We start from the raw sequence: 25,212 nt of genomic DNA on the forward strand, positions 1-25,212 counted from the left end.
TTTAGGAACCGGTTCCAAATAAGTCTAAAAAGAAAACCGAGTGTTGGAACCGGTTTCTTAACTGTATTATATTTTATATTAATTTAGTTTGTCAACGCTTTCTCTTTCAATAATTTCATATTTTGATAAAGTCAATTTTTCCACCTGTTCCCCATTTACCAGCCTTACAATATTTTGCGCTGCCATTTGTCCGGCTTCTTTATAATAAAACTTGGCGGTTGTTAATGCCGGGTGAATGACCTCAGTGATTTCATACCCTCCAAAACCTACTATAGAAATGTCCTGTGGCACTTTCAATCCTTTTAAATAGGCTGCTTTTAATGCTCCCAGCGCAATATTGTCCGTGGCACAAAACAAGATAGTTGGCTTTGTTTCACTTAATATTTTTAAAGCTTCGCTCATTGCATCCTTAATTTTAAAGCCCGTCTCAAAATAATGCACTTCACAATCTTCATATTTGTCAATCGCTGCATTGAACCCTTTTTTACGTTTTACCCCTACTGAGATATCGGCTTCCGTTACTCCTAAATAAGCTATTTTCCGATGTCCTTTTTTTAATATATAGTCAGCCAAATCGTACCCTGCGAAAAAATCATCATGAATAAGACTGTAGGTATGTTCATTGTGCTGCCCTACTAGAATCACAGGTATCTGCACTTTGGCAAACGCCTCCAAATGGGCCTCCGTTATGACTGTGGCAAGCAGAATAATCCCAGCAATCTTCTGACGCTCGAAACTATAAATACTTTCAATCTCTCTTTCTAAATCTTGATTCGTATTTGCAATCAACATTTGAAAACCTTGTTCCCTTAAATGTTCATCGATGCCAATCAACGTATTTGAAGCCGCATATGAGTCAAGGCGGGGGACAATCGTTCCAATGATATTTGTTTTTTTAGCTTTTAAACTTTGAGCAAACGTGTTCGGTATATAACCAGTTTCATTAATGACCAGTTCAATTTTCTTTTTGGTCGCGTCACTGACAGAGCCTCCATTTAAATAGCGGGAAACGGTGCTCTTGGCAACACCAGCAATTTTGGCTATATCGGAAATGGTTTTCGTCATTGAATCTCCTCATCAATTTGCCTTTTTAGTTATAGTATACACAAATATCGATTATAATAAAAAATCAATGATTATCCGATAAACAAATTGAAAGGGGCCCCTCGGCCCCTTTTTTACTTTACTAAATACACTCTTGTTTCATAAGGCTTTAATGTGAATTCTTTCCGTAATTTATGCCCCGTTGCTTCATAATTGTTTAATACAAGTTCAGAACTGGAATAGGAAACAGTTGACGGCAATTTAAACCTGGTTTCTTTTTTACTAAAATTATTGATGATAATAGCTTTCTTGCTGCCTAATTGCCGTGTGTAGACAAACAGTTTCGGGTGGTTCGGAAGCAGCAATTCATAGGTCCCGTAAACAAATAAAGGATTGTCTTTTCTTAAGCGGATTAATCTTTTATAAAATGACAGAATTGAGTCTGGACCCTCTAATTGTGACGCTACATTAATATCTGTATAGTTTGGATTTACGCCAATCCATGTTTTCTCTCCTGTTGTAAATCCTCCCATGCTGCCAGAACTCCATTGCATCGGCGTACGGGAATTGTCACGGCCTTTTTCCCAAATGACCTTCATTACTTCATCATGGGAACGTCCTTTCGATGTTTCAATGTTATAGTAATTAATCATGCCGACATCATTATAATCATCAATCGAAGGGAATTGGACATTTGTCATGCCGATTTCCTGGCCTTGATAGATAAATGGTGTCCCCTTCATGAGGAAATACATAGCGCCCAGCATTTTGGCACTCTCTTTCCAATACTCTTTGTCATTTCCCCAGCTTGATACCCGGCGCGGCTGGTCATGGTTTTCGATGAAAAGGGCATTCCAACCCCTTCCCTCTAGGCCTTTTTGCCATTTGGTCAACACCTTTTTCAGCTTGCGGACATCAATGGAACCCTCTGCATCTTTATCCCAAAGGTCCAAAAATTCAAATTGAAAAATCATATTGAAATAGCCGTTTTCTTCGCCGACCCATTTGTCCGCATCATCCAGGCCGACACCGTTCGCTTCACCAACGGTCATGACATCGTAATTTTGAATTGTTTTTTGCGAGAATTCTGTGAGGAACTCATCAATTCCCTCGACATTCATCATATAGTCGAAGCAAGGAACGTAATCTAATTTTTTGGTATTTGGCATATCAGGAAAGCCCGGTTCTTTTTTGATATGCGAAATGGCATCGACACGGAAGCCGTCGATTCCTTTGTCCAGCCACCAATTCACCATGTCATAAAGGGCATTTCGTACCTCTGGGTTTTCCCAGTTCAAGTCTGGCTGTCGTGCGGAAAAAATATGCATGAAATATTGATCGGTTTCCTGGTCATATTTCCAGGCGGATCCGCTGAAAATCGATTCCCAGTTGTTTGGTTCCTTGCCATCCTTGCCGTCACGCCAAATGTACCAATCCCGTTTCGGATTGTCCTTTGAAGAGCGGGATTCAATAAACCAAGCGTGTTCATCACTTGTGTGATTGATAACTAGATCCAAGATTAACTTCATCCCACGCTTATGGGCACCTTCTAGAAGTTCATCGAAATCGGCCATCGTTCCAAATTCGTCCATGATATCCTGGTAGTCGGAAATATCATAACCATTATCATCGTTCGGCGATTTATACATCGGTGACATCCAAATGACGTCGATTCCCAATTCTTTGAGATAATCTAGTTTTGAGGTTACTCCCTTAAGGTCTCCAATTCCGTCTCCGTTGCTATCCATGAAGCTGCGGGGATAGACTTGATAGGCGACGGCTTCTTTCCACCATTTTTTGTTCATTTGGCACCTCTTTTTGAAAAAATTAAGCAGCTTTTTTGATAAACTCATCCTTTTTGCTTCATATTTTGGTGAGGAAAAATTTTATCGGCGAATTTCTAAGGTTTATCGGCGAATCTGAGTATTTATCGGCGAATCTTTCATTTTATCGGCGAATTTAGCCTAATTATCGGCGAATCGTAAAATCCCCTTTACACCCACCACATCTGTGAAACGGATTCTTCAATTAAAACTGATTTTAGATTAACAACAGCACGTTTGAAACCTTCATCTATCGACATGATTGGGTCTTCGTGTTCAATGCTGACTACATAATCATAACCATAAGTACGAAGCGCGCTCATCATATCAGACCATTCTTTTAAACTGTGACCGCAGCCGACCGAACGGAAGGTCCAGGCCCGAGTTCTCACTTCTCCATATGGCTGCATGTCTGTTAATCCATACATATTCACGTTTTCTTGATCAATGTATGTGTCTTTGGCATGGAAATGGTGAATAGCTCCTTCTTTGGCCAAAATCTTAATGGCCGCGACCGGATCAATTCCCTGCCACCATAAGTGGCTTGGATCCAAATTGGCACCAATAGCATCACAGGTTGCCTCACGTAATTTCAATAACGTGTATGGTGTATGCACTAAAAATCCCCCATGAAGTTCAAGACCGATTTTTACATTATGTTCCTTTGCAAACTCTCCGACTTCCTTCCAGTAAGGAATCAGTTTTTCTTCCCACTGCCATTTTAACACCTCACCGTTTTCGTTTGGCCAAGGAGTAACCGGCCAGTTAGGATATTTTGCTCCTTCATGATCGCCAGCTGTTCCTGAAAAACAGTTGACCACCGGCACACCCAACAGCGAGGCAAGCTTAATTGTTTTCAAAAGTGTCTCATGAGAACGCGCGGCAAATTCCTTTTCAGGTGAAATCGGATTGCCATGACAGCTAAATGCGCTAATAGAAAGACCACGACCTTCTACCTTCTGAATGTACTCTTTACGGGCTTCTTCACTATCTAATAATGCATCTAAATCACAATGGTTATTCCCAGGGTAGCAGCCTGTTCCAATTTCTACTGCTTGAAGTCCTGCTTCTTTTACAGTATCCAACATATCTTCAAAGGATTTATCCGCAAATAAAACGGTAAAAACACCTAGTTTCATAATGAATTTCCTCCACTCTCATAGATTCGATCAATAATTTGTGAGACTTGAAGTGCTTCCTCTGGCTTTACCACCAGCTCATCCACACCTAGACAAGCATTGATAAAATTCTTCGCCTGCGGCACACCCGGATTTTCCTCACCCGGAAACCAAGCGGCCTCACTGTTTAACAGCATTCCGTTCTTGGTTGTGTAAAGCTCAAACGGAAATACGTTTAGACCGCCGTCTACTCCCGAGATATTGACATTCGCCTGGTCGTCCTTGATATTTGCAGCCCATGACGTTTCAAACAACATTGATGCCCCATTTTCAAATTAAAGATAGGCAGTGACATGATCATCAACATTAAAGGTTTTATAATCAAATGTTCCCCATTGGTTCACTTGATTCGGTCTTTTACTTAACGCATTATAGGTGGAGCCAGACACCGTAATTTCCTTTGGATTCCCCATTAGCCATAGCGCTAAATCAAGGAGATGGCAGCCAAAATCAATCAGACTTCCGCCGCCTTGAAGGTCTTTATTGGTAAAAACACCCCAGCCCGGTACTTTACGGCGCCTTAGAGCTTGGACTCTTGCCACCAGTGGGGTTCCCACTTCGCTCATCACTTTTTTGGCTGCTTGGGCTTCCTTCATGAAACGGTAATGATAAGCAATCGCGAGAACTTTTCCTGCTTTTTGAGAAGCGGCAATCATTCCCTTGCACTCTTCAGCATTTAGAGCCATCGGCTTCTCACAAAGAACATGAACTCCAGCCTCAAGGGCGGCAATGGTAATCTCGGCATGAAATTTATTTGGTGTACAGATACAAACCGCATCCACCTTGGAAAATAGCTGATGATAATCCTCAAATACGTGCTGAATATGATATTTTCCAGCGACTTCGCTAGCCCGTTCGCCATTTACATCACTTAAAGCAGTAATTTCACAGATGTCACTTAACTCTAGAAAAGCTGGGATATGGCGGTCCTGTGCAATCCCGCCTACCCCGATTATTCCGATACGAAGTTTTTTCATCGCTCTGTCACTCTTACAATTTGTTTTGACTCATTTGATAGAAGAGCCGCTAAAATAACCTCAAGTGATTTCATACCTTCTACACCTGTTACAGGTGGTTCTTGGTCCAGGAGAACTGATTCAACAAACTTTTCAATCACATGTGAATTTTGTTGACCGCCCTCTTCATTGGATTGGATTTTTCCAAGCTCATATTTGACCACTTCGCCGTTCGCATATTGAACAACCAGGGAATGGGTTGGGTCATCCTCTAAACGAAGAATCGCCTTTTCTCCATATATAATAGTAGAATTATCTTCTTTGCTTACGTACGCCCAGCTTGCCGCAAGGGTACCAATAATCCCGTTTTCTGTTTTTAAAACACAAACCGCATTATCATCAACATCCGCGAAATTCTTAGCACTAGTTTCTACAAACGAACCAACCTCAACGATTTCTTCCCCTAACACATAACGGAGTAAATCGGTTTTATGGACACCTAAATCCCCCATTGCCCCCACAAATGCTTTTTCTTTTTGGAAAAACCATCCCTCTTTTCCTTCGACACTCCATCCCTCAGGACCACCATGTCCGAAAGCAGTGCGGAAGCTGTAGATTTTACCGATTTCACCACTGGCAATTAACTGGCGTGCTTTTTGATGAGAAGGTACGAAACGTTGATTATGGGCAATCATTAATTTTTTGCCGCTTTTTTTAGCTGCGGCGATCATCGACTCTGCTTCTTGTTTTGAGGTTGCCATTGGTTTTTCACATAAAACATGGATACCTGCTTCTAACGCTGCAATCGAAATCGGTGCATGAAGATAATTTGGCGTACAAACGCTGACAGCATCGACCGTACCGCTGCTCAATAATTCTTCATAACTTGTAAAAGAATTAACGCCGTATTTCTCCGCCACTTCTGAAGCACGTTCTTCATTAATATCACAAACTGCCACAAGCTCTACATTTTTATTAGCTTTATATTCAGGTAAATGACGGTGCTGGGCAATACTGCCGCATCCGATGACCCCGACTCTTAGTTTTTCCATGTTTATTTGCCTCCTTTAATCTCTTCTAAAGGTTTTGCATTTCCGTAGACTGGACGTTTCCGTTTAACAGGCCCGGCCCACTTCACGGCATTGATAATAACTCGCTGGATTTGTGGGTTATGATAGGTTGGATAGGTTTCATGACCAGGTCTGAAATAAAACACTTTTCCATTTCCGCGTTTGTATGTACAACCGCTGCGGAAAACTTCCCCGCCTTCAAACCAGCTTGTAAAAATTAGCTCATCAGGCTGCGGGATGTCAAAATGTTCCCCGTACATTTCTTCTTTTTCTAATTCAATATATTCAGAGATTCCTTCTGTAATCGGATGAGAAGGGCTTACAACCCATAGTCGTTCTTTTTCATCGGCCTCGCGCCACTTCAAATCACAGCTTGTTCCCATTAATTTCTTAAAGATTTTTGAAAAATGCCCTGAGTGAAGGACAATCAGCCCCATACCATCAAGGACACGCTGCTGGACCTTTTGGACAATTTCATCTTTAACTTCACTATGAGCGAGATGCCCCCACCAGACTAATACATCCGTGTCGGCTAGAACTTCATCTGTTAAGCCATGCTCCGGCTCATCCAGGGTAGCTGTTCTTGCTGAGAATCCTTCAACTTGAAGAAATTCTGCGATTGTACCGTGGATTCCTTTTGGGTAGATATCCCTTACGACCGGATTTTTTTGTTCGTGACGGTTTTCATTCCATACTGTTACTTTCAACATGACTTAACACTCCTTTTAAATTTCGCTTTATATATAATTTTAGAGAATATGAGAATTAATGAAACGGCTTACATTGACTTATGGGGTGGAAAATATTGAACTAGAATTATTACTTTATTTGTAACGATTTCAAGTATTTCATGCTGATTTCAATACTTTCAAATGGCGTACGGCGGCTTACATCCTGCTCTACTACCCACCACTTCACACCTGCTTCTTCTCCTTTTTGCAGCACCGCATCAATATCAACACCGCCTGTTCCAAGCTCCGCAAAAAATTGCTCTCCATCTGTTGTCATGTCTTTTAAATGGATAAGGGGTATTCGATTTTTGTAGCGATCCATCCACTCGACCGGCTTTTCAAACGCTTTTGTCAGCCAATACACATCTAGTTCTGCCTTCACATTATGAGTGTTAGTTTTATCAAATATTGCTTCAAGGAACGTGCTGCCATTGGACAATCGCTCTAGTTCAAAATCATGATTATGATAGCAAAGAGTAATCCCTTCCCGGCGGCATGTTTCACCTGCATGATTTAAAAATGAGATAAGAGCTTTGTAATCTTCTTTGGTGCGGCGGTCTGGCATTAAGTAAGGGCAGACGATATAGTTGCTGCCTAAGATTTTCTGATCTTCAATGACTTGATACAGATTGTTTTCCAATTGTTCAAGCGGCACATGGCTCGCGGCTGCCTGAAGGCCAAGCTCATCTATTAATGCTTTTACTTCTTTTGCAGTCAATCCGCCATACCCGGCAAATTCAACTCCGTCAAAGCCCAGCTCTGCCACTTTTTTTAAAGTGCCTGCAAAATCTTTTTCACTTTCTTCCCGCAAAGTAAACATTTGTACAGCTATTGGAATGTTTGACATCCTTAACCCCCATTTCTTGAAACCTTACTTATTTGATTACATCTTAAAGGGTGTATCTGCAAATAAACATAGATGATATAATTAAAACATGTACTATTTTGCTATTTTGTTAGTATGGAGGGAGCTAATGACCACAAACATATTATTTTGCGGCTATTCTTATCACACAAATGGATATCATTCCCAACACAAATCAGGTTATCCGTCTTACCTTTTCCGTCTGCAAACAGAAGGTCTTTGCGAAGTAGTAGTGAAAGGAAGAAAAATGGAACTCCGGAAAGGCGACCTTCTCCTAATTAAACCAGGGGATCACTATGAACTGCTGGTTAAAGCAGGGCAAAACAGCGGGGACTATCACTTAGTCTGCGAAGGAGTTTGGGTGGATGAATGGTGGAACCGTTCCGTTAAGCCTGATGTCTCCCGCATCGACCTTGACGAAAAGCTGTTAGCATTATGGCACCATATCATGATTGAAAAGCGTCGTCCATCTTCGAGCCAAAATGAAGAGCTCTCAGGCTATTTGCTGCGAGCGCTCTGTTTATCTCTGGAAAGAGCAGTCAACGAAACAGTCCCTTCCTTCCATCACCCGTATACAGTTACACGAATGATGCGCTACATTGAAGAACATGCCACGCTCGCCATCAGAGTGGAGGATGTGGCTCGGCATGCAGGCCTCAGCGTCTCCCGGTCCGTTCATTTATTCAAAAGCAGCATCGGGAAAACGATAATGGAATACGCGCAGGAAATCCGCTTATCTGCGGCAATCGAGCGAATGAAGTATACGACTATGACGCTCGAGCAGATTGCAGTTGATTGCGGCTTCGGAACCTACCCATATTTTCACAAAGTATTTAAAAAGAAGTACGGTCTTGCTCCAGGATCTTACAGGCGGTTAGAATACTAGAATTAAGTGAGGGTTTTAATATTACTAGAAAAAGACATAGCATTCGGAGCTCTAAACACAGCGAATGCTTTCAATCTTTCCCTATGTTAACAAGTACCATTTGAATTCCCAAACAGCTTGAAATGCCTTTCCCTACCCTTTACTCTTTTACTGATCCTGAGGTTAAACCAGATACAATCCTCCGCTGGAAAATTAGAACCATGATTACCAAAGGAACACTTACAACTACTGTTGCAGCTGCAATTTCCCCCCACGGAATGGTAAATTGCCCCTGGAACATCGCAATCCCAACCGGTACTGTCTTATACTTTTCATCTGTATTGAGAGTAAGGGCAAAAAAGAACTCATTCCAACATGCAATAAAGACAAGGATAGCGGTAGTAAATATTCCCGGCACTGCCAGCGGCATAATGACTTTCCAGTAAGTTTGCATTAAGGATGCCCCGTCTATTTTTGCCGCCTCTTCGAGATCCATAGGAATTTTACGGAAAAACGTTACCAAAATCCAAATGGAAAGCGGTAAAGTAAACGTTGTATAGGGTATAATCAATCCCAAATAGGAATTAGTAAGCCCAAGATTCTTCAAGAAGATAAAAATAGGTGTGATCGTCGCAATTTGCGGAAACATGGAAACAGATAACACAATTCCAAGAATGAATGTTTTTCCTTTAAATTGAAGTCTGGCAATGGCATAGGCAGCAAACGATGCAACGGCCACGGTATACACAGTTGTTATAGTTGAAACAACTGTACTATTCCATAAATATTGCAAAAACGGATGATCAACAAAAACTGAGATATAATTCTCCAATGTAGGATGTGAGGTATATGGAGTAAATGCCTTGTCTCCAAACAATTCTGTAGCCGGTTTGATCGAACTAATCAGCATCCATAGGAATGGAAACATGACAACAAATACAAACACTACGAGAAACACATAAAAGAATGGACTTGCTTTTTTCTGCATGGTAAACTTCCTCCCTTACTAAATCCCTATCTGTCATTAAGCAGGTCTCTGCCCAAAAACTTGATATAAATCATTGATATGATCGCTACGCAAATAAACACAATGACAGAGAGAGCTGAACCATCACCAAAATTCGTTTGATTGAACATCACTTTATAAGCGAGGAGTGAAATGGTTTCCGTAGAGTTGGCAGGCCCGCCGCCGGTTAGAACATAAACTAAGTCAAAGACCCGGAATGCATCAAGCGTTCTAAACAGGAGTGCAACAAGTATACTTGACTTTAAAAGCGGCAATGTAATTTTCATAAATTGTTTCCATTTTCCGGCCCCATCAATCGATGCTGCTTCATAGAGTGAAGAAGGAATGGTCTGAAGCCCGGCCAATAACAGCAATGACATATATGGAGTGGTTTTCCAAACGTCAGAAAAGATGACTGAAAACATTGCCCCTGTATCGGTTACAAGCAGTTTCTCCATGTTATCAACCAGCCCGAAACCTTCAAATAGCTTGGCAACAATTCCATTTTGACCATCATACAAAAACTTCCACATAAGGGCGGATACAGCCGTAGGAATAGCCCATGGAATCAGGATGCTTGCCCTGATAACCCCCCGGCCAACGAAAGCTTTATTAATTAAAAGGGCAATGGCTAGTCCAAGAACTAACTCTACTAAAACGGAGATAATCGTAAATGTAGTCGTATTTCCAATCGCCTTCCACAGTCTGCTTGTTGATAAATTATCTTTGTAATGCTGTAAGCCGATAAAGTTGGGCTGAATGAGAGCATCTCCATATCCTGCAGCTAAACCTGTGAGTTTCTTTTCTTGAGAAAACTTAACATTGACGGACAAATTCTTTATCTTGTCATTTATTATTTTCGCCGTTTTTTCATATTCTTTTGCCAAGCTTCGATCAATTTCGGCAATGCTGACATCAGGGTATACCTGTTTAAAATTCATTAATTTATCATTAACTGAATCATATTTTGCGCTGATTTCGGAATTGCTTTGAAGCTTTTTATCAAGTGTTTGCAGTTTTTCCTTTAATGCTTGAAGCTCCCCTGCTCCATTCTCATTCTTGATTTCATTATCAATCGCCCCGATCAAAAACGGATAGTTATTCAAATAATGCTCCAGGTTGAGATTATAGCTTAAGTGAACTTCCGATTTAGTGGGGTCGTTTAATTTTAAATCAAACAAACTGAAATAAAGGGATTGCAACACAGGCCAAATCGCAATGAGAAAAATTAAAATCATCGCAGGTGCGACAAGATAATACCCTGCCGTTTTTTCAGTAAAAAAATTATTTCTTTTCTTTTTCGAGGTAAAAGAAGTCTTTATAACCGGTGTTTGATGATCTTCCGGCTCTACATTAATGGTATTTTTCACGTTGCCCCCTCCTTTTAATGCGATAAAATGGATTAGCCTTCAAGCTGAAGGCTAACCATTGGTCTTTTAAACTTTATTTCTTAAGTACTGCCTTCATTTCTTTTTCCATATTTTGAGCCGCTTGTTCAACAGTTTGCTCTCCTGCAATCGCTTTTGACACGTTAATTTGGATAATCTCAGAGATTTCAGGATAGTTAGGAGCTACCGGGCGTGAAATTGCCGCACTTAATCCATCAACAAAGCCTTTATCAGCAAAAGTTGGGTTCGCTTTAAGAATCTCTTGGTCTTCGTACAGTTTTGTAATCGTTGGAGCGTGTCCGCCGTAAATGGCATCAATCTTTTGACCTTCAGCACCCGCCATGAACTTTAAAAATTCCCATGCTTCTTTTGGATGCTTGGAATACTTGTTGATACCAGCCATCCAGCCGCCCAGTGCTGCCGCAGATCCTTTGTCACCCGCAGGTAGTGGTGCTACCCCAACTTGACCTACAATTTTGGACTTTTCCTTGTCATTTGCACTAGCATATTCATATGGCCAGTTGCGCAGGAATACAGTTTGGCCCTCAATAAAGGCTTGATCTGATTCAGTTTCAGTAAAGGTTGTGATGTTGCCAGGAACTACCTCAGACTTGGCAATTTCGACCATTTTATTCAATCCCTTGATAGCTTCAGGACTATTAATAGCTACATTGCCATCTTTATCGATAAAAGCCCCGCCATAGGAACCGACAAATTCTACAGCGTTACACACAAGACCTTCATACTGCTTCGATTGGAACACATAGCCAAATTTCGTGTTGCCCTGTCCCTTCTTTGCCTTCGCCTGTGCCAATAGCTCATCCCATGTTTTTGGAACTTCTTCTGCTTTTACTAAATCTTTTCGATAGTAAAGAAGCCCGGCATCAACAAATTTGGGAAGGGCCCATTGTTTGCCATTGAACTGGGCTGCTCCCAAGGCACCTTGGTTATATTCACTTAAATCAACGCCATCCTGCTGAATGAAACGGTCAAGCGGAAGCACATAGCCAGCCTGGGCAAATTCGGCAGGCCAAATGACGTCCATATCAATAACATCAATATCAGAAGATTTCGCATTAAAAGCGGTGATATAGGCATCGTGCTGCTGCCCGGTATCGGCAGGCATTTCCCGGAATTCTACATCAATATTTGGATGGGTTGCTTCAAATGCTTCTACCATTTTGTCAGTTCCCTTTGTTACATCCTTCCCGCGTGCATAGACGAGTTTAACTTTTTGCTCGGTTGTTGTTTTCGATTTGTCACCGGCTGGCTTTTCCTTTGTACTGGTTTGATCGGAACTGCAGGCAGAAAGCGCCAGTGATAATGTTGCAAAAACAGCTAATAATTTGGCTTTATTTGTCTTTTTCATGGTTTTTCCCCCTATTTTGAAATCGATTTCAATTTTGACATTGTTGAATCTCTAATTACCAAATCATAGGGTAATAGAATCTCTTGGTGATTGGCTTCTTTCTTAATAGCAATGAGATCAATTATAACTTCCATTGCTGTCTTTCCTAAATCTTCGATTGGTTGTCTAATCGTTGTGAGAGCGGGTTCTACCACTTTGGCGATTGGCTGGTCATCAAAACCGATGATGGCGATCTCATCCGGCACCTTTTTACCCAGTGCCTTTGCTGCCATAATCATTCCAGCTGCAACCTGATCACTGCCTGTAAAAACAGCAGTAGGTGCTTCTTTCAAATTCATAAGCGTTCTTAATACTCTTTTACCGTCCTCAATGTCGAATACATTTGAAAATATCCATTCCTCTTTAACCAAAAGTCCATATTCCGCTAGAGCTTTACGGAACCCGGCTTGTCTATCCTTAGCTAAGTTGCTCTTATCGCCACAGGTACATGCAATTCTGTGATGGCCTTGTTCAATCAAATGCCGTGTCCCAATGTAGCCGGCCTCAAATTGATCCATCCGGATGATGGGAATCTTTGCATCTCTTTCATATTCATTGCATAAAACCATTGGAGCGAATGCTGAAAAAGGCTCAATTTGTTTCCACTCGTTTTCATAAGAAGTTAAGATTAGACCATCTACTTGCTTTGTTCTTAATAGCTCCAAAAAATCCAGTTCTTTCTGTTTGCTATATCTTGTTTGGCAAATGAGTAACTGGAGATGGTTCCTAGTTGCTACCATATCCATCGCTTCCAGCAAATAAGCAAAAAATGGATTTGTAAGGACCGGAACTAATATGGCGATGGTGTCTGTTTTTTGATTCCTCAGCCTCTGTGCAGTTGTATTTGGAACATAATTTAACAAATCCATTGCTTCGCGAACTAACCTTTTCTTATCTTCTGTCACATTTGGGTGATTGTTGAGTACCCTTGAGACGGTAGCCCTTGAAAGCCCTGCTCTTTTTGCAACATCGGCAATCGTTGCCAAACAATATCCCCCCTTTTCCCTCCTTTATTAAAGATGTTTTCTAGGTTTGTAATCGATTTCAGTAAGCGTTTACAATTTCACTCTAATAGATTCTGAAGATAAATTCAATATATTTTTCAGAAAAATTTAATAATTTAAAATCATTACATTACTAGTTAATGAAAAATAAAAATTACCCCGGTTGATTACAAGACCGGGGTAATTTTTATTTTAGCTTTATCTATCAGCCTGCTAGACTATCTCGAATTCATCTGTATTTTGATCATCTGATGGTAAAGGAACTTGGTGACTGCATGATTGACGTTCAACTAATTTATGAGGAATGATTATGCGCTTGGTTGGTTCTGCCCTATTTTCGATTATTTCAATTAAACTCCTTGTTGCTTGATATCCAAGATCAAAAATATTAATATCCATTGATGTTAGTGGTGGTTTTGACATTTCTGCTAAGAGTACGTTATTAAAGCTAACGACAGAAATTTCTTCCGGAACCTTAACCCCTAGTTCATCTAATGTACTTAGTACACCTAGTGCCATTAGGTCGTCAACTACTACAAGCGAAGTTGGGCGTTGTTCAAGAGCCATTAACTCACTCACCGCCTCTTGACCGCCCTCGCGCAGGAATTCCCCATGAAGGATATATTCATTTTTAATAGGAATGTTTGCCTTATTTAAGGCCTGTTTATACCCATCCAAACGGTCAACAGTGACCATTAGTTCTAGACTTCCTCCAATAAAAGCGATTTTTCGATGCCCATAGTCTATTAAGTATTCAGTAGCTTCTCTCATTGCCCGTACATTATCATTATCAACATGTGTGATTTCTTCCGCATCCTTAAAAGGTTTTCCTATAACTACAAAAGGAAAATCCCTTCGTCTTAAGTACGAGATGAGTTTATCCTCCACCTTGGAATTAAGAAGAATTAGACCATCTACTCGCTTTCCTTGAACCATGCGGATAACTGCTTCAAATGTTTCCTCGTCTGATTTTCCAGTCGTTAAATACATGGCATATTTATTTTTATGGGATCCTTCACTGATTCCCTGTAACACCATTGAAAAAAAGGGATTCTGAAACACCACATCACCAGAGCTTGGCATGACAAGGCCTATTGTTTGTGTGGATTGACTTGCAAGACTTCTGGCATTTTCATTAGGATGATACCCTAGTTGTTCCATTGCTTTTTTAACTTTTCGTTTCGTTGCTTCACTAATTCGTGAATGGTTAGCAATTACTCTTGAAACAGTTGATGGTGCGACATTTGCAAGCTTTGCCACATCCTTAATGGTAACGGCCATTTTAGCTCACCTCTTATTCGATGCTTCTTAGCCCTTTTTTTTTAAAATGCTAGAAACATGTATATATTTTAATCTACCATTTTTATTCTTAACCGCATTTACGAAAACGGTTGCACAATCTATTTTTATTATAATTGGTATACAACCAGTTATACAGCAAAAAAAAAGATACTTCGATTGCTAATTTATTAATATAAAAAAATGCTTTTAGAAGTGATAATTCCTTCTAGAAACAGGTAAAATCAAAATTTTCCCCTGAATATAGTTTCAGAAAATTTAGATATTGAAACTGATTTCCTATTGATTTGTGTTAAGAAATAGATATAATAAATTTTGAAAACGCTTGCGCAAACGGTTGCACAAAAGAATTTGTCCCTTATGCCTCTTACATATGGTTTTTTTGTGCAATTTCATGCAAACGTTTTTAGATTAATAGAGTAAGGGAAAGGAGATTTTACATGAAAAGAAAGCACAGAGCACTTCTGTCACTTGTTACCGCATTGGGGTTAATTCTTCAATTGTTTTCTGGGCTTGCGATGAGTCAAACAGCAAAAGCTGCAGAAACAGCCCCAAAGCAAGTTGTACTCGTTGGCAACCTGCAGACAGAGTTAGGAAGTTCAGGAGATTGGAATCCCTCTTCCGCTAAAACACAAATGACCTACCAGGGAAATGGGTTGTATTCTTTTTCTGGCATATTACCTGCAGGTGATTATGAATACAAAATTGCCTTGGGAGGCAGCTGGTCCGAAAATTACGGAGATGGTGGAGTACCTGGTGGGCCTAACATAAAACTAACTCTGACCGAACAAAAAGAAGTCACCTTCTACTACAATGACAATACCCACGCCATTGCCGATAGTACCTACTATACACCCTTGTCAGGAGACAAGCAGCCACGTCTAGCGGGAACCATTCAACCTGCCATTCAGGCTGGGTCTGCATGGAGCCCTTCAGATTCAACAGCGTTGATGGAGGACACCCATTTTAACAACATCTATTCCTTTACTGCAAAGGTTCCAAGAGGAAACTACGAATACAAAGTTGTCTTGGGTAAGGACTGGACAGAGTCATACCCTGCGTCCAATGAAAAGTTGAATGTACTTTCTGATACGACAATCACATTTTTCTATAACAACCAAACAAAAGAAGTTTCTACAGATTATAAACCAACTGGAGCTGATGGATTGATTGATAAAAATGCTCTTTATCATGATTCATGGGATCAAGTTTACCGTTCCCCTTTTGGAGCAGTTCCTGCAAGACAGCCGGTCACATTACGCTTTTCGGCTAAAAAGGGTGACCTGACCAGAGCGAGCCTGTATGTGAAAAATTATAATACAGGCACAACAAAGGTTCTTTCTATGAAAAATGTCGGCTGGGCAGACACAAAAGACAAAGGTGCCATTGAGTACTGGGAAACCACTTTTACACCGGCTGACAAAGGAGTTCACGGCTATAAATTCATCGCCGGGGACCAGGATAAAACAGCTGAATATGGAGAAGACACACAGGAAGGGCACACCGGTAAAGCTGAAGATAAAAATGCTGGGCTCTTCCAATTGACAGTATTCGATCCGGGATATCAAACACCGGATTGGATGAAAGAGGCTGTGGTCTATCAAATCTTTCCTGACCGCTTTTATAACGGAAACAAAGCAAATGACCATCTAAAGGACAAGATTGGAGCTCGCGGAAGCCAGCCGATTGAACATCCCGCTTCCTGGTCTTCCCTGCCTGACAATCCATATGAACAAGGCACTGATTCCTATACTGGAGATGGAGAATTTAGCAACGACTTCTTTGGCGGAGATATTGCCGGTATTAAGGAAAAACTTGATTATCTGCAATCTCTTGGTGTCAATACACTTTATTTAAATCCAATCGCCACGGCACCATCCAACCATAAGTATGATGCAACAGACTATAAACAGGTGGATCCGATGTTTGGCTCCGAAAAAGAATTTGAGGATTTCGCCAAAGAATTATCAAAACGTCACATGCACCTTATTTTGGACGGAGTTTTCAATCATGTATCCGACGATTCCATCTATTTTGACCGTTATAACAAATATCAAACTGTAGGCGCATATGAATACTGGTCCCGAATTTACGATTTGATGAATAAAGAAAAATTGTCCGAAACGGCTGCTAAGTCTAAGGCCAAGGAACAACTCATAGCAGAGGGGCAAACCTTTAGCCCATATGGCTTTGAAAACTGGTTCAAAATAGAAAACATAAAAGTTCCCAATGAAAAAGTAAACGGTGTTTCAACTGGAGAGCATTATAAGTATGAAGGCTGGTGGGGCTATGATAGTCTCCCTGTATTCGAATCCGTTAACGGCACAAAGGTCGACCATCCAAGTGAACTGAACAACACATCATTGTCTAATTATTTAATGTATGAAAAGGATTCTGTAGGAAAAACATGGATTAACCGGGGCTCATCAGGCTGGCGCCTGGATGTAGCCAATGAAGTGGACAGCTCATTCTGGCAGGAATTCCGCAAGCAAATGAAATCCAAAACTATGACAGGAGCAGGGAAGACCCTTAAAGAAGGCGAACAGCCCCTCATTCTGGGAGAAATTTGGGATGATGCCTCCAAGTACTTTTTAGGGGATCAATATGATTCCGTTATGAATTACCGTTTCCGCGGAGCCATTTTAGATTACTTAAAGAACGGTAATGCCGTTAATGCACAAAACGCGCTAATGGCTGTACAAGAGGACTATCCGAAGGAAGCTTTTTATGCCCTCATGAACCTGATGGGTTCCCATGACACGGCACGGGCGATATTTCTTCTTGGCAACGGCACAGATACGTATAACAGAGCAGAACAAGATCCGAAATACAATTACACTGAAGGTGTAAAACGGTTAAAGCTGGCTTCCATCCTTCAAATGGGTTACCCCGGGGCTCCGACCATCTATTATGGCGACGAAGCAGGTCAAACTGGATCCAAAGATCCAGATGACCGACGCACATATCCTTGGGGGAACGAAAACAAAGATTTAATTGCACACTATCAAAAGATAGGTCAAATTCGTAAGGAAAATGCTGACCTTTTTGCTTATGGCGATCTGCACCACGTCTACGCAAAGGATGATGTGTTAGCCTATGTCCGGACAAAAGGATCAAAATCCGGCCTTGTTATTATTAACAGAGGTACTGCAGCACAAACTGTTGAAATCGATACAAAAGCACTGCTGGGAAATGGCCTTCGGTTGGTGGATCAATTGGATCCGAAGTATGCGGCTGAAACGAAGGAAGGCAAACTATCATTAACAGTGCCAGCTGATTCAGGAAGGATGTTAATCAGTGTAAATGAAATGAAAAAACCAGAATCTGTTAAAGAATTAACTGGTACAGCAGGTTCTAAAGGGATTACTTTAAGCTGGGCAGGAAGCGGCACGAAATTCAATGTCTATCAATCTACCGTTGCGGGGGGATTTTGGACAAAAGTGAAGGAAACAACAGATACTACTGTGAATATTTCCGATTTAAATAATGGTCGCACTTATTATTTTGAAGTAACAGCCGTGGACAAAAACGGTAACGAATCTGCACCTGCTTCCACAGCTGGACTGGTGCCCCATTATGATGTAAGTAAAGCCAGTGTTAAGGACTTGACTGTATTAGACAACGGAGAGTTGAATTTGGCACAGACCTCTAATGTTAATGCCGCTTTTTACCTGCCGGGTGCGACAGAATCCGGTGCAGCAGAAGGAATCACGGCGGAGCTTCAAGTAAGATTAAAAGGCCAAACCACTTGGTCCTCTTATCAAGCCCAATATAATGGCCAATCCCAGGACGACCAAGCAAATGAGTTTCAGGGAAGCTTTACAGCATATGAAGCGGGCATATATGAATACCGTATGGCCTTTACGCCGGATCTAGGAAATTCTTTTGTTTACTCAACGACAGGAGAAGTGACTTATTCACGGAGTACGGCAGATACTACCCCGCCTGCCAATGATGTCACTTTGGAGACACCGATTAAAGAATCCGGTCAGGTTAACTTAAATTGGAAACTTACTGATCCAAATCAGCCATTTAAAACGGTCATTTACCGTGACGGCCAAATTCTTTCAACACTGGACGGCAGTGCCACTACCTTCCGTGATTATCAAGTAGCAAATGGTACCACGTATAAATACCAAATTCGCGTCTATGATCAAGCTGGAAATAAGGTGGATTCGAACACGGTAAGTGTGACGCCGGAAATCGTCATGGTACAGGTCACTTTTAAGGTGCATGCACCAGATTACACAGCTTTGTCGGCAAAAGTGAATATGCCAGGCACTCTAAATGGGTGGAATACAAGTGCCTGGGAAATGAGCCGCAACGGTGCTGTAACTCCTGATTGGGAATACACTGTAGAACTAGAGGAAGGAACTGAGCTAACCTATAAATATACGAGGGACAATTCTTGGGATCAGGAAGGGCTGGCAGACCATACCCCATCTGATTCCTCAGATGAAGATATCAGCTATTACGGCTATGGTGCCCAAGGAACCGATATGAAAATTATCGTCACAAACCAAGGAAACAACAAAATGGTTGTCCAGGATACGATCCTACGCTGGATTGATAAGCCGTTAGTAGTCAGCCAAATCGAGGTGAACGGGTCGACTATGACCGTTAAAGGGAATGCCATTAAGGGCGCTGACCTCACCATTAACGGGGAAAAAGTGACGGTCGGAAACGATATGAATTTCACTCATTCCTTTACTCTAAAAGAAGGACAGACACAAGTACCTGTTCACATTGAACCAACTGATACAACCAAGTCCACCATCTTTAAAGGAGACGGCGGGTCCATTACCAAGAATACAAAGAACTATTTACTCGATGTGATGACAAAAACGATTAGCGAAACCAAATAAACATTCACAATTTCACAAAAAAGTCGTACTATTTTCCTTTGGCTATAAAAAAATGAGCAGAAACAGGTTATTACCGATTTCTGCTCATTTTTAACTATGGCTATTTTCGCATAAATTGTTGTTTTTCGTATAAGCTTATTAACCCGTACAATTAGAAGCTTCGTGGCATCTTTTCGTAAGAACATTTGCGAAAATTGCCTAGGAACATAGTAAATGCCCTTTATTAAGTTCCAAAAGCAACAAAGTTTACGAAAAGAGCCTTAACTATTGATTAACATATTCCGCACGATACTCATTCGGTGTAACACCCACCACCTTTTTAAACACCTTACGAAAATATTTATCATCCTGATAGCCAATCATGTTTGCAATTTCATAGATTTTTAACTGGCTATTTTTCAATAATGATTTTGCTTTTTCTATCCGAATTTTCACGACATAGTCTGAAATATTCACATTAAATTCTTGCTTAAATTTCCTTGAAATATATTCACGGCTGATATAAAAATGCTCAGAAATCTCCTGCAGTTTCACATCCCGATCGAAGTTTGCCTGCAGGTACTTTTCGATTTCATAGATGATGTTACTATGTTTCTCCTGCGTGCTCCTTCTTACTTTTTTCAAGAAGACGGAAATCTCCCTTTTTTTTCTTTCTATATATTTTTCTAACTGAAAGGTGCCGTTTTTGCAAAAAAACAAATCGACTCGTTTCTCAATATTGTCTGTTGCTTTAAAAGGGAGGTTATAAGTCTTATACCATTTACGGCTGATAACTAAATATTCGTTTTCAAAATGCAGCAACTGATTTAATGATAAATATCCGTTCTCTGTATAGTCATTGACGATTTGATTGATAACGTCTTCAAACGCCTCTATTTTGCCAGCCTGGACAGCTAGTTCAATACTAGAAGAATAAGCCATCAAATTACGTAAAGCATCAGGCTGCAAAACATCCTGCCGATAGACTCTCTTTGTTTTTTCTAAAATATTACTATTCAATAAAACCTGCTTGGCATGGTGATAAGAATCGATTAATTTGAAGCTCTGATTTACAGGTTTTCCAATTGAAATAGGACATGAAATTTCCATCACATTCCTAGCTGTCGTATAAATTCGTCCTAAAAGTTCGTCTATTAAGTCAAACTTGTTCCAGAAAATAATCACGATTTCACCCTTATTAGATAAATAGCGAAATCCTATTCCGCATTCATTCTCCAATAATATTTCATTAATAACATTTAGGACTGTAAAATAGGCTAGGTCTCGATCTCCCTGAAATGCTTCAATAGTCCTGCCATTAATCCGGACTAGAGCAACTAGATAATTTTGCGATAGCTGAAAACCAAATTCTTCGTACAAATTTTCTTTCATGCTTTCACTGTTCAATAGCTGGGTTAACTTTCGGTCACGGTAGACAGGCTTCATTTCATTTATTAATTGCGAGCTGCTTTCTTTTCTTTGCCTGTCCGCTTCTTCCTTTTTCCATTCCGCTACTGCTTTCACCAGCGTTTGATTTAAGATTTCCGGATCAATCGGCTTTAATAAATAATCTATACTTCCGAAATGAATCGCTTTTCTCATATAGTGATAATCATCGTAACCGGTGACAACAATTGTTTTACTATTGGGCTGATTGTCCTTAATCCATTCGAGCAGTTGGGTGCCGTCCATTTTAGGCATCTTCATATCGGAAAAAATAATTTCAGGCTTAATCGTTTGGATCAGCCCAATAGCTTCCTCTCCGTTTACCGCCTCAAAGATTTCGTTAATCCCGTTCTGTTCCCATTCTCCTAGCAGTTTAATACCATCCCGCACATGTTTTTCATCATCAACGATTAAGACCTTCATAGATGTTCCACCTCTTTTGGCATGACCTTTGGAATCTCAATGGTAACTGTAAATCCGCATTCTTCACCACTAAAAACGTCCATTTTAGCTTGATTATTGTAATAGATTTGCAGGCGGTCATATATATTTTTTAACCCGATTGCTTCTCTTTGCTTTTCTTCTTTTTGTACACCCTGGACTAATTCATGTTTGATATTATTTAGCTGCTCTTCATTTACACCAATGCCATTATCTTTAACTTTAATGCACACATAATCATCATTCAGCAGATAACCCTCAATATGAATGACAGCTTTCTCAACCTTCTGATCAAATCCATGTTTAAAACAGTTTTCGACAATTGGCTGCAAAATCATTTTCGGAACAAGAATCTCTTCTACTTCCTGTTCGATACTCAGGTTAAACTCAAATTGTTCATCAAATCGTTGTTTTTGTAAGGATAAATAAGCATTCACATGCTTTAGCTCGGAAGCAAACGGAACAATATCCTCCCTCATATTCATGCTGTATCTCATAATACTAGATAAAGACGTTAGCAAGGAATACACCGGCACCGCCTTCATTTTTAACGCGAGCGTGCCAATGGATTGAAACGCATTATATAAAAAGTGCGGATTGATTTGGGACTGAAGCACTCTTAGCTGTGAGGACTTATTCTCAATTTCCAGTTTATATTCCCGCTCAATTAATTCATTAATTTTAGCAATCATTAATTTAAAGTGCCTCCCGAGCATCCCTATTTCATCGTTCCCGAGTGATTCAAAATCAGCCTCAAACTCACCCTTCTCTACTTTTTTCATATTGGCAATTAATACTTTAATCGGAGCCGTGAGTCTAAAGGAAATAAAAAGAGTAGCCATTAATACAATAACAAGGGTGATAATGCCAATCAAAATATTAGTGAGAGCTGTCTGTCTGGCACTTTGATAAAGTACATCATAAGGAATTCGTTTAACAATATACCAATTTTTAAAGGAGTTAGAGAAATTTTCATAGACGATTACCCCGGAGAATTGTTTATCCTTCCATTCAAGACTTTTACCATTCTTAGGATTCTTTTTCACTTGCTGGAACCACTTTTCTTTATTTTCCTTTCCAATCTCATCTTTATTGGAAGAGTAAATAATCACTCCATTTTCATTCATAATATAAAGGTCTTCTATATTTTCCGAATACAACCGGCCGGCAATATCACCGATTTTTGAAAGATTAATATCAATTGATAAAAATCCTAAAAACTTGTCCGAAGGGACATCCCGTAGGATATTATGAAAGCTTAACACATCCACCTTTTGGGAATTGGGGATAACAGAAATATTGTTATAGCTATAAATTTCGTGCGGCGGCTCAATTACCGAAAAGCTGTTCAACCGATTTAGACGAGCATAATAAGGATGTGAAAAAATATGTTCATATGTCCCCCGCCCGCTTATTGTCGAATGGTAGTTCGTATAAGAATCTTTTTCCTTATCGATGTAAAGATGCATTTGCTCAATTTCTGGTCTTGAATTAAACAAATAAGCCAACGCTCTGCGTACTTCTTCCTGATTATAAGTTAAGTTCCGTGAAATCCCGTCTCTCATTACATTCATAAAGGGAGTGTAGCGATAAAGAACTGTTGACATTTTGGCAACATCTTCTAAATATGTAGACAGTTCTTGTTCACCTTTTACAATTAGGTCATGATTGGTGGAAACAAAACGCTCATTGAGCGACTTTGTCGTTTGATTGTAAGTAATCGCAATAGCCGTTCCAAAAGGGAGTATGATGACAGCCATTAACGTAATGATAAGCTTTTTCCGAATACCCCATTGCATGATTGATTCGTTAGTTTCCATGAAGAAACTAACATCCCCCCTGTCCATAACCCAAATATTTTCTCTCATTTTAGCACAATACTCCATGGCCTTTCATCGTGGAATTTTCCACCTACCCATTTTGACTGTTCAATATTTTCCACCCTACTGGTCAATGTAAGCCGTTTCATAATTTTCTTGAATCTCTAAAATGGAGTTATAGGAGGTGCAGTCAGTGAATAACGAGAGTAAGTTTGAAAACGTAAAAAGTGCGGCGTATCAAAGTAACTCGAGCTCGAAAGTCTCGGAGGCAGTTTTAATAAGAAATAAGAAGAAGCTGAAAGAAGCAGGATTATTTACCTTATTTGTCGGCCCGGTCTTTCTAGCTTTTGCAATTATCGTCTTAATCCCTTTCTTTACAGGTATTTACTATGCCTTTACTGACTGGAACGGGATCACAGGTGACATCAAATGGGTCGGATTTGATAATTTTAAATACTTATTTACCGAAGACAAGCAATTTCAACAGTCCTTCCTGCTGACAACAAAATATACAGTTGTAGCGATTATTTTAACGAACTTGATTGGATTTGGGTTAGCCATACTAGTAACTCAAATGTTGAAAACAAGAAATATTCTGCGAACCGTTTTCTTCATGCCTAACATGGTTGGTGGACTTTTACTCGGATTCATCTGGCAGTTTATTTTTGTAAAAGGGTTTGCTTCTATCGGACAATTAACAGGAATTCCTTTTTTCGAGTTAGCATGGTTAGGGGATGCCAATACGGCATTCTGGGGAATTGTGATCGTTAGTGTCTGGCAGGGAGCAGGTTATATCATGATTATCTATATTGCCGCCTTGCAAAATGTTCCACAGGAATTAATTGAAGCGGCGAAAATTGACGGAGCAAATCGCTGGCAGATTCTTCGCCATATCACGATGCCACTGGTAGCACCAGCTGTTACAATCTGTTTATTTTTAACAACGGCTTCATCCTTTAAGATTTTTGACGCAAACCTGTCGCTAACAAACGGCGGTCCGTTCAAATCGACAGAGATGCTGGCCCTTAACATTTATACTGAAGCCTTCGTCAATAACCGCTATGGTATTGGGGAAGCAAAGGCATTAATTTTCTTCATCGTCGTTGCCGCGATTACTGTTCTTCAAGTAACGATTTCGAAGAAGCGGGAGGTTGAATCATAATGGGAAACAAGTATACAGGAAAGACATTTATCGGCGAAATCTTTGCCATCCTGCTTGGTCTTGTCTTCTTAATTCCATTCTATTATTTGATTTCAAACTCCTTAAAACCGTTTGCCGAGATTTTATCGAATACATCGGCTTTACCAAAAGTGTTCATGTTCGATAACTATGTGAATGCCTTTGAAAAATTGAACTATCTAAAAGTATTTACAAATTCTTTCTTGATTACGGTTGTAAGTAATGTCGTCCTGGTCGTCTTCTGTTCGATGGCAGCCTACATGCTCGTTCGAACGAAAAAGAAAATCAGCAATGTAATTTTCATGACCTTTGTTGCTGCGATGATTATTCCTTTTCAATCCATCATGATTCCGCTTATCAAAACAGCCGGCAACTTAGGAATGCTAAATAGCATTTGGGGACTAGTCATTATGTATTTAGGCTTTGGATCAGGGATGACCATCTTCTTATATCACGGATTTATTAAGGGTATTCCGGTAGAATTAGAAGAGGCTGCCATTATCGACGGCTGTTCAAGGTTTGGCGTGTTTTGGAGAATCGTATTCCCTTTATTAAAACCGATTACTGTAACGATTATCATCCTTAACAGCTTATGGATTTGGAATGATTACTTATTACCATCCTTGGTCCTTCAAGATCCAGAATTAAGAACCATTCCATTAGCAACCTTCTTCTTCTTTGGCCAGTACACGAAGCAATGGGATTTAGCATTGGCAGCACTTGTTCTTGGAATTATTCCTTTGTTAATTTTCTTCTTCTCGATGCAAAAACACATTATCAAGGGGATTACAAGCGGTTCGATTAAGTAACACCCTCTGCTGTCTGAATTTCAGACAGCAGGGAT

Annotated in this window: 17 protein-coding genes and 1 pseudogene; 4 read left to right on the plus strand and 14 right to left on the minus strand. The window is 40.2% G+C overall.

Going from position 1 to position 25,212, the window contains the following annotated elements:
• Window positions 1-78: 78 nt before the first annotated feature.
• From ABES02_RS14125 to ABES02_RS14155, 7 genes and pseudogenes are all read right to left on the minus strand, one after another.
• On the minus strand, window positions 79-1,065 hold the full coding sequence (locus ABES02_RS14125) for a LacI family DNA-binding transcriptional regulator (protein ID WP_430135811.1): 987 nt from the start codon (window positions 1,063-1,065) through the stop codon (window positions 79-81).
• A 113-nt stretch (window positions 1,066-1,178) separates the two neighbouring features.
• The gene (locus ABES02_RS14130) at window positions 1,179-2,849 is read right to left on the minus strand and encodes a glycoside hydrolase family 13 protein (RefSeq protein ID WP_430135814.1); all 1,671 of its coding nucleotides are present in this window, start codon (window positions 2,847-2,849) and stop codon (window positions 1,179-1,181) included.
• Between the two features lie 188 nt (window positions 2,850-3,037).
• A complete protein-coding gene (locus ABES02_RS14135) occupies window positions 3,038-4,006 on the minus strand; it encodes a sugar phosphate isomerase/epimerase family protein (protein ID WP_430135817.1) in 969 nt (322 codons plus the stop codon).
• Window positions 4,003-5,022 (minus strand): annotated as a pseudogene (locus ABES02_RS14140) (Gfo/Idh/MocA family protein). The gene ABES02_RS14135 and the pseudogene ABES02_RS14140 overlap by 4 nt, the downstream one beginning before the upstream one ends.
• On the minus strand, window positions 5,019-6,053 hold the full coding sequence (locus ABES02_RS14145; protein ID WP_430135819.1) for a Gfo/Idh/MocA family protein: 1,035 nt from the start codon (window positions 6,051-6,053) through the stop codon (window positions 5,019-5,021). Before ABES02_RS14145 ends, ABES02_RS14140 begins: the two are co-directional and overlap by 4 nt.
• A gap of 2 nt (window positions 6,054-6,055) precedes the next feature.
• Complete coding sequence (locus ABES02_RS14150; protein WP_430135822.1) at window positions 6,056-6,781, minus strand: ThuA domain-containing protein; 726 nt, start codon at window positions 6,779-6,781, stop codon at window positions 6,056-6,058.
• 109 nt (window positions 6,782-6,890) lie between these two features.
• Window positions 6,891-7,649, minus strand: a complete 759-nt coding sequence (locus tag ABES02_RS14155; RefSeq protein ID WP_430135826.1) for a sugar phosphate isomerase/epimerase family protein — start codon at window positions 7,647-7,649, stop codon at window positions 6,891-6,893.
• A gap of 127 nt (window positions 7,650-7,776) precedes the next feature.
• Here ABES02_RS14155 and ABES02_RS14160 point away from each other — a divergent pair, with 127 nt between their 5' ends.
• Window positions 7,777-8,553 carry a helix-turn-helix domain-containing protein gene (locus tag ABES02_RS14160; RefSeq protein WP_430135829.1) on the plus strand — a complete coding sequence of 259 codons (777 nt, stop codon included), beginning with the start codon at window positions 7,777-7,779 and terminating at the stop codon, window positions 8,551-8,553.
• Window positions 8,554-8,692: 139 nt separating this feature from the next.
• Here the strand turns inward: ABES02_RS14160 and ABES02_RS14165 are convergent, their stop codons facing one another.
• From ABES02_RS14165 to ABES02_RS14185, 5 genes are all read right to left on the minus strand, one after another.
• Window positions 8,693-9,520: a carbohydrate ABC transporter permease gene (locus ABES02_RS14165; RefSeq protein ID WP_430064394.1), complete on the minus strand. Its 828-nt coding sequence runs from the start codon at window positions 9,518-9,520 to the stop codon at window positions 8,693-8,695.
• Between the two features lie 26 nt (window positions 9,521-9,546).
• Window positions 9,547-10,776, minus strand: a complete 1,230-nt coding sequence (locus ABES02_RS14170) for an ABC transporter permease subunit (RefSeq protein WP_430136140.1) — start codon at window positions 10,774-10,776, stop codon at window positions 9,547-9,549.
• Window positions 10,777-10,981: 205 nt separating this feature from the next.
• Window positions 10,982-12,295, minus strand: coding sequence for an ABC transporter substrate-binding protein (locus ABES02_RS14175; RefSeq protein ID WP_430135832.1), 1,314 nt, complete (start codon window positions 12,293-12,295; stop codon window positions 10,982-10,984).
• Window positions 12,296-12,306: 11 nt separating this feature from the next.
• Window positions 12,307-13,320 carry a LacI family DNA-binding transcriptional regulator gene (locus ABES02_RS14180; RefSeq protein ID WP_430135834.1) on the minus strand — a complete coding sequence of 338 codons (1,014 nt, stop codon included), beginning with the start codon at window positions 13,318-13,320 and terminating at the stop codon, window positions 12,307-12,309.
• Window positions 13,321-13,551: 231 nt separating this feature from the next.
• Window positions 13,552-14,619, minus strand: a complete 1,068-nt coding sequence (locus ABES02_RS14185) for a LacI family DNA-binding transcriptional regulator (RefSeq protein WP_430135837.1) — start codon at window positions 14,617-14,619, stop codon at window positions 13,552-13,554.
• Between the two features lie 458 nt (window positions 14,620-15,077).
• On the opposite strand from ABES02_RS14185, the gene ABES02_RS14190 reads away from it, so the two are divergent.
• The gene (locus tag ABES02_RS14190; protein ID WP_430135840.1) at window positions 15,078-19,502 is read left to right on the plus strand and encodes an alpha-amylase family glycosyl hydrolase; all 4,425 of its coding nucleotides are present in this window, start codon (window positions 15,078-15,080) and stop codon (window positions 19,500-19,502) included.
• 264 nt (window positions 19,503-19,766) lie between these two features.
• Here ABES02_RS14190 and ABES02_RS14195 read toward each other — a convergent pair whose 3' ends face one another.
• Window positions 19,767-21,350 (minus strand): response regulator transcription factor, encoded by a 1,584-nt coding sequence (locus ABES02_RS14195; protein ID WP_430135843.1) that lies wholly within the window; start codon window positions 21,348-21,350, stop codon window positions 19,767-19,769.
• On the minus strand, window positions 21,347-23,188 hold the full coding sequence (locus ABES02_RS14200; protein WP_430135846.1) for a sensor histidine kinase: 1,842 nt from the start codon (window positions 23,186-23,188) through the stop codon (window positions 21,347-21,349). The genes ABES02_RS14195 and ABES02_RS14200 overlap by 4 nt, the downstream gene beginning before the upstream one ends.
• Before the next feature lie 277 nt (window positions 23,189-23,465).
• Between ABES02_RS14200 and ABES02_RS14205 the strand changes: the two genes are divergently transcribed.
• Together ABES02_RS14205 and ABES02_RS14210 are read left to right on the plus strand one after the other, a co-directional pair.
• The gene (locus ABES02_RS14205; protein ID WP_430136142.1) at window positions 23,466-24,350 is read left to right on the plus strand and encodes a carbohydrate ABC transporter permease; all 885 of its coding nucleotides are present in this window, start codon (window positions 23,466-23,468) and stop codon (window positions 24,348-24,350) included.
• Complete coding sequence (locus ABES02_RS14210; protein WP_430135849.1) at window positions 24,350-25,177, plus strand: carbohydrate ABC transporter permease; 828 nt, start codon at window positions 24,350-24,352, stop codon at window positions 25,175-25,177. The genes ABES02_RS14205 and ABES02_RS14210 overlap by 1 nt, the downstream gene beginning before the upstream one ends.
• The last annotated feature ends 35 nt before the right edge of the window (window positions 25,178-25,212 follow it).

Origin of the sequence: Neobacillus pocheonensis, assembly GCF_050477905.1 — a bacterium.
Lineage (GTDB): Bacteria > Bacillota > Bacilli > Bacillales > Cytobacillaceae > Neobacillus > Neobacillus pocheonensis_A.

Coding starts and splice junctions, on each gene's coding strand:
- ABES02_RS14125 (WP_430135811.1), bottom strand. CDS start 1,065: ATGACGAAAACCATTTCCGATATAGCCAAAATTGCTGGTGTTGCCAAG.
- ABES02_RS14130 (WP_430135814.1), bottom strand. CDS start 2,849: ATGAACAAAAAATGGTGGAAAGAAGCCGTCGCCTATCAAGTCTATCCC.
- ABES02_RS14135 (WP_430135817.1), bottom strand. CDS start 4,006: ATGAAACTAGGTGTTTTTACCGTTTTATTTGCGGATAAATCCTTTGAA.
- ABES02_RS14145 (WP_430135819.1), bottom strand. CDS start 6,053: ATGGAAAAACTAAGAGTCGGGGTCATCGGATGCGGCAGTATTGCCCAG.
- ABES02_RS14150 (WP_430135822.1), bottom strand. CDS start 6,781: ATGTTGAAAGTAACAGTATGGAATGAAAACCGTCACGAACAAAAAAAT.
- ABES02_RS14155 (WP_430135826.1), bottom strand. CDS start 7,649: ATGTCAAACATTCCAATAGCTGTACAAATGTTTACTTTGCGGGAAGAA.
- ABES02_RS14160 (WP_430135829.1), top strand. CDS start 7,777: ATGACCACAAACATATTATTTTGCGGCTATTCTTATCACACAAATGGA.
- ABES02_RS14165 (WP_430064394.1), bottom strand. CDS start 9,520: ATGCAGAAAAAAGCAAGTCCATTCTTTTATGTGTTTCTCGTAGTGTTT.
- ABES02_RS14170 (WP_430136140.1), bottom strand. CDS start 10,776: ATGATTTTAATTTTTCTCATTGCGATTTGGCCTGTGTTGCAATCCCTT.
- ABES02_RS14175 (WP_430135832.1), bottom strand. CDS start 12,295: ATGAAAAAGACAAATAAAGCCAAATTATTAGCTGTTTTTGCAACATTA.
- ABES02_RS14185 (WP_430135837.1), bottom strand. CDS start 14,619: ATGGCCGTTACCATTAAGGATGTGGCAAAGCTTGCAAATGTCGCACCA.
- ABES02_RS14190 (WP_430135840.1), top strand. CDS start 15,078: ATGAAAAGAAAGCACAGAGCACTTCTGTCACTTGTTACCGCATTGGGG.
- ABES02_RS14195 (WP_430135843.1), bottom strand. CDS start 21,350: ATGAAGGTCTTAATCGTTGATGATGAAAAACATGTGCGGGATGGTATT.
- ABES02_RS14200 (WP_430135846.1), bottom strand. CDS start 23,188: ATGGAAACTAACGAATCAATCATGCAATGGGGTATTCGGAAAAAGCTT.
- ABES02_RS14210 (WP_430135849.1), top strand. CDS start 24,350: ATGGGAAACAAGTATACAGGAAAGACATTTATCGGCGAAATCTTTGCC.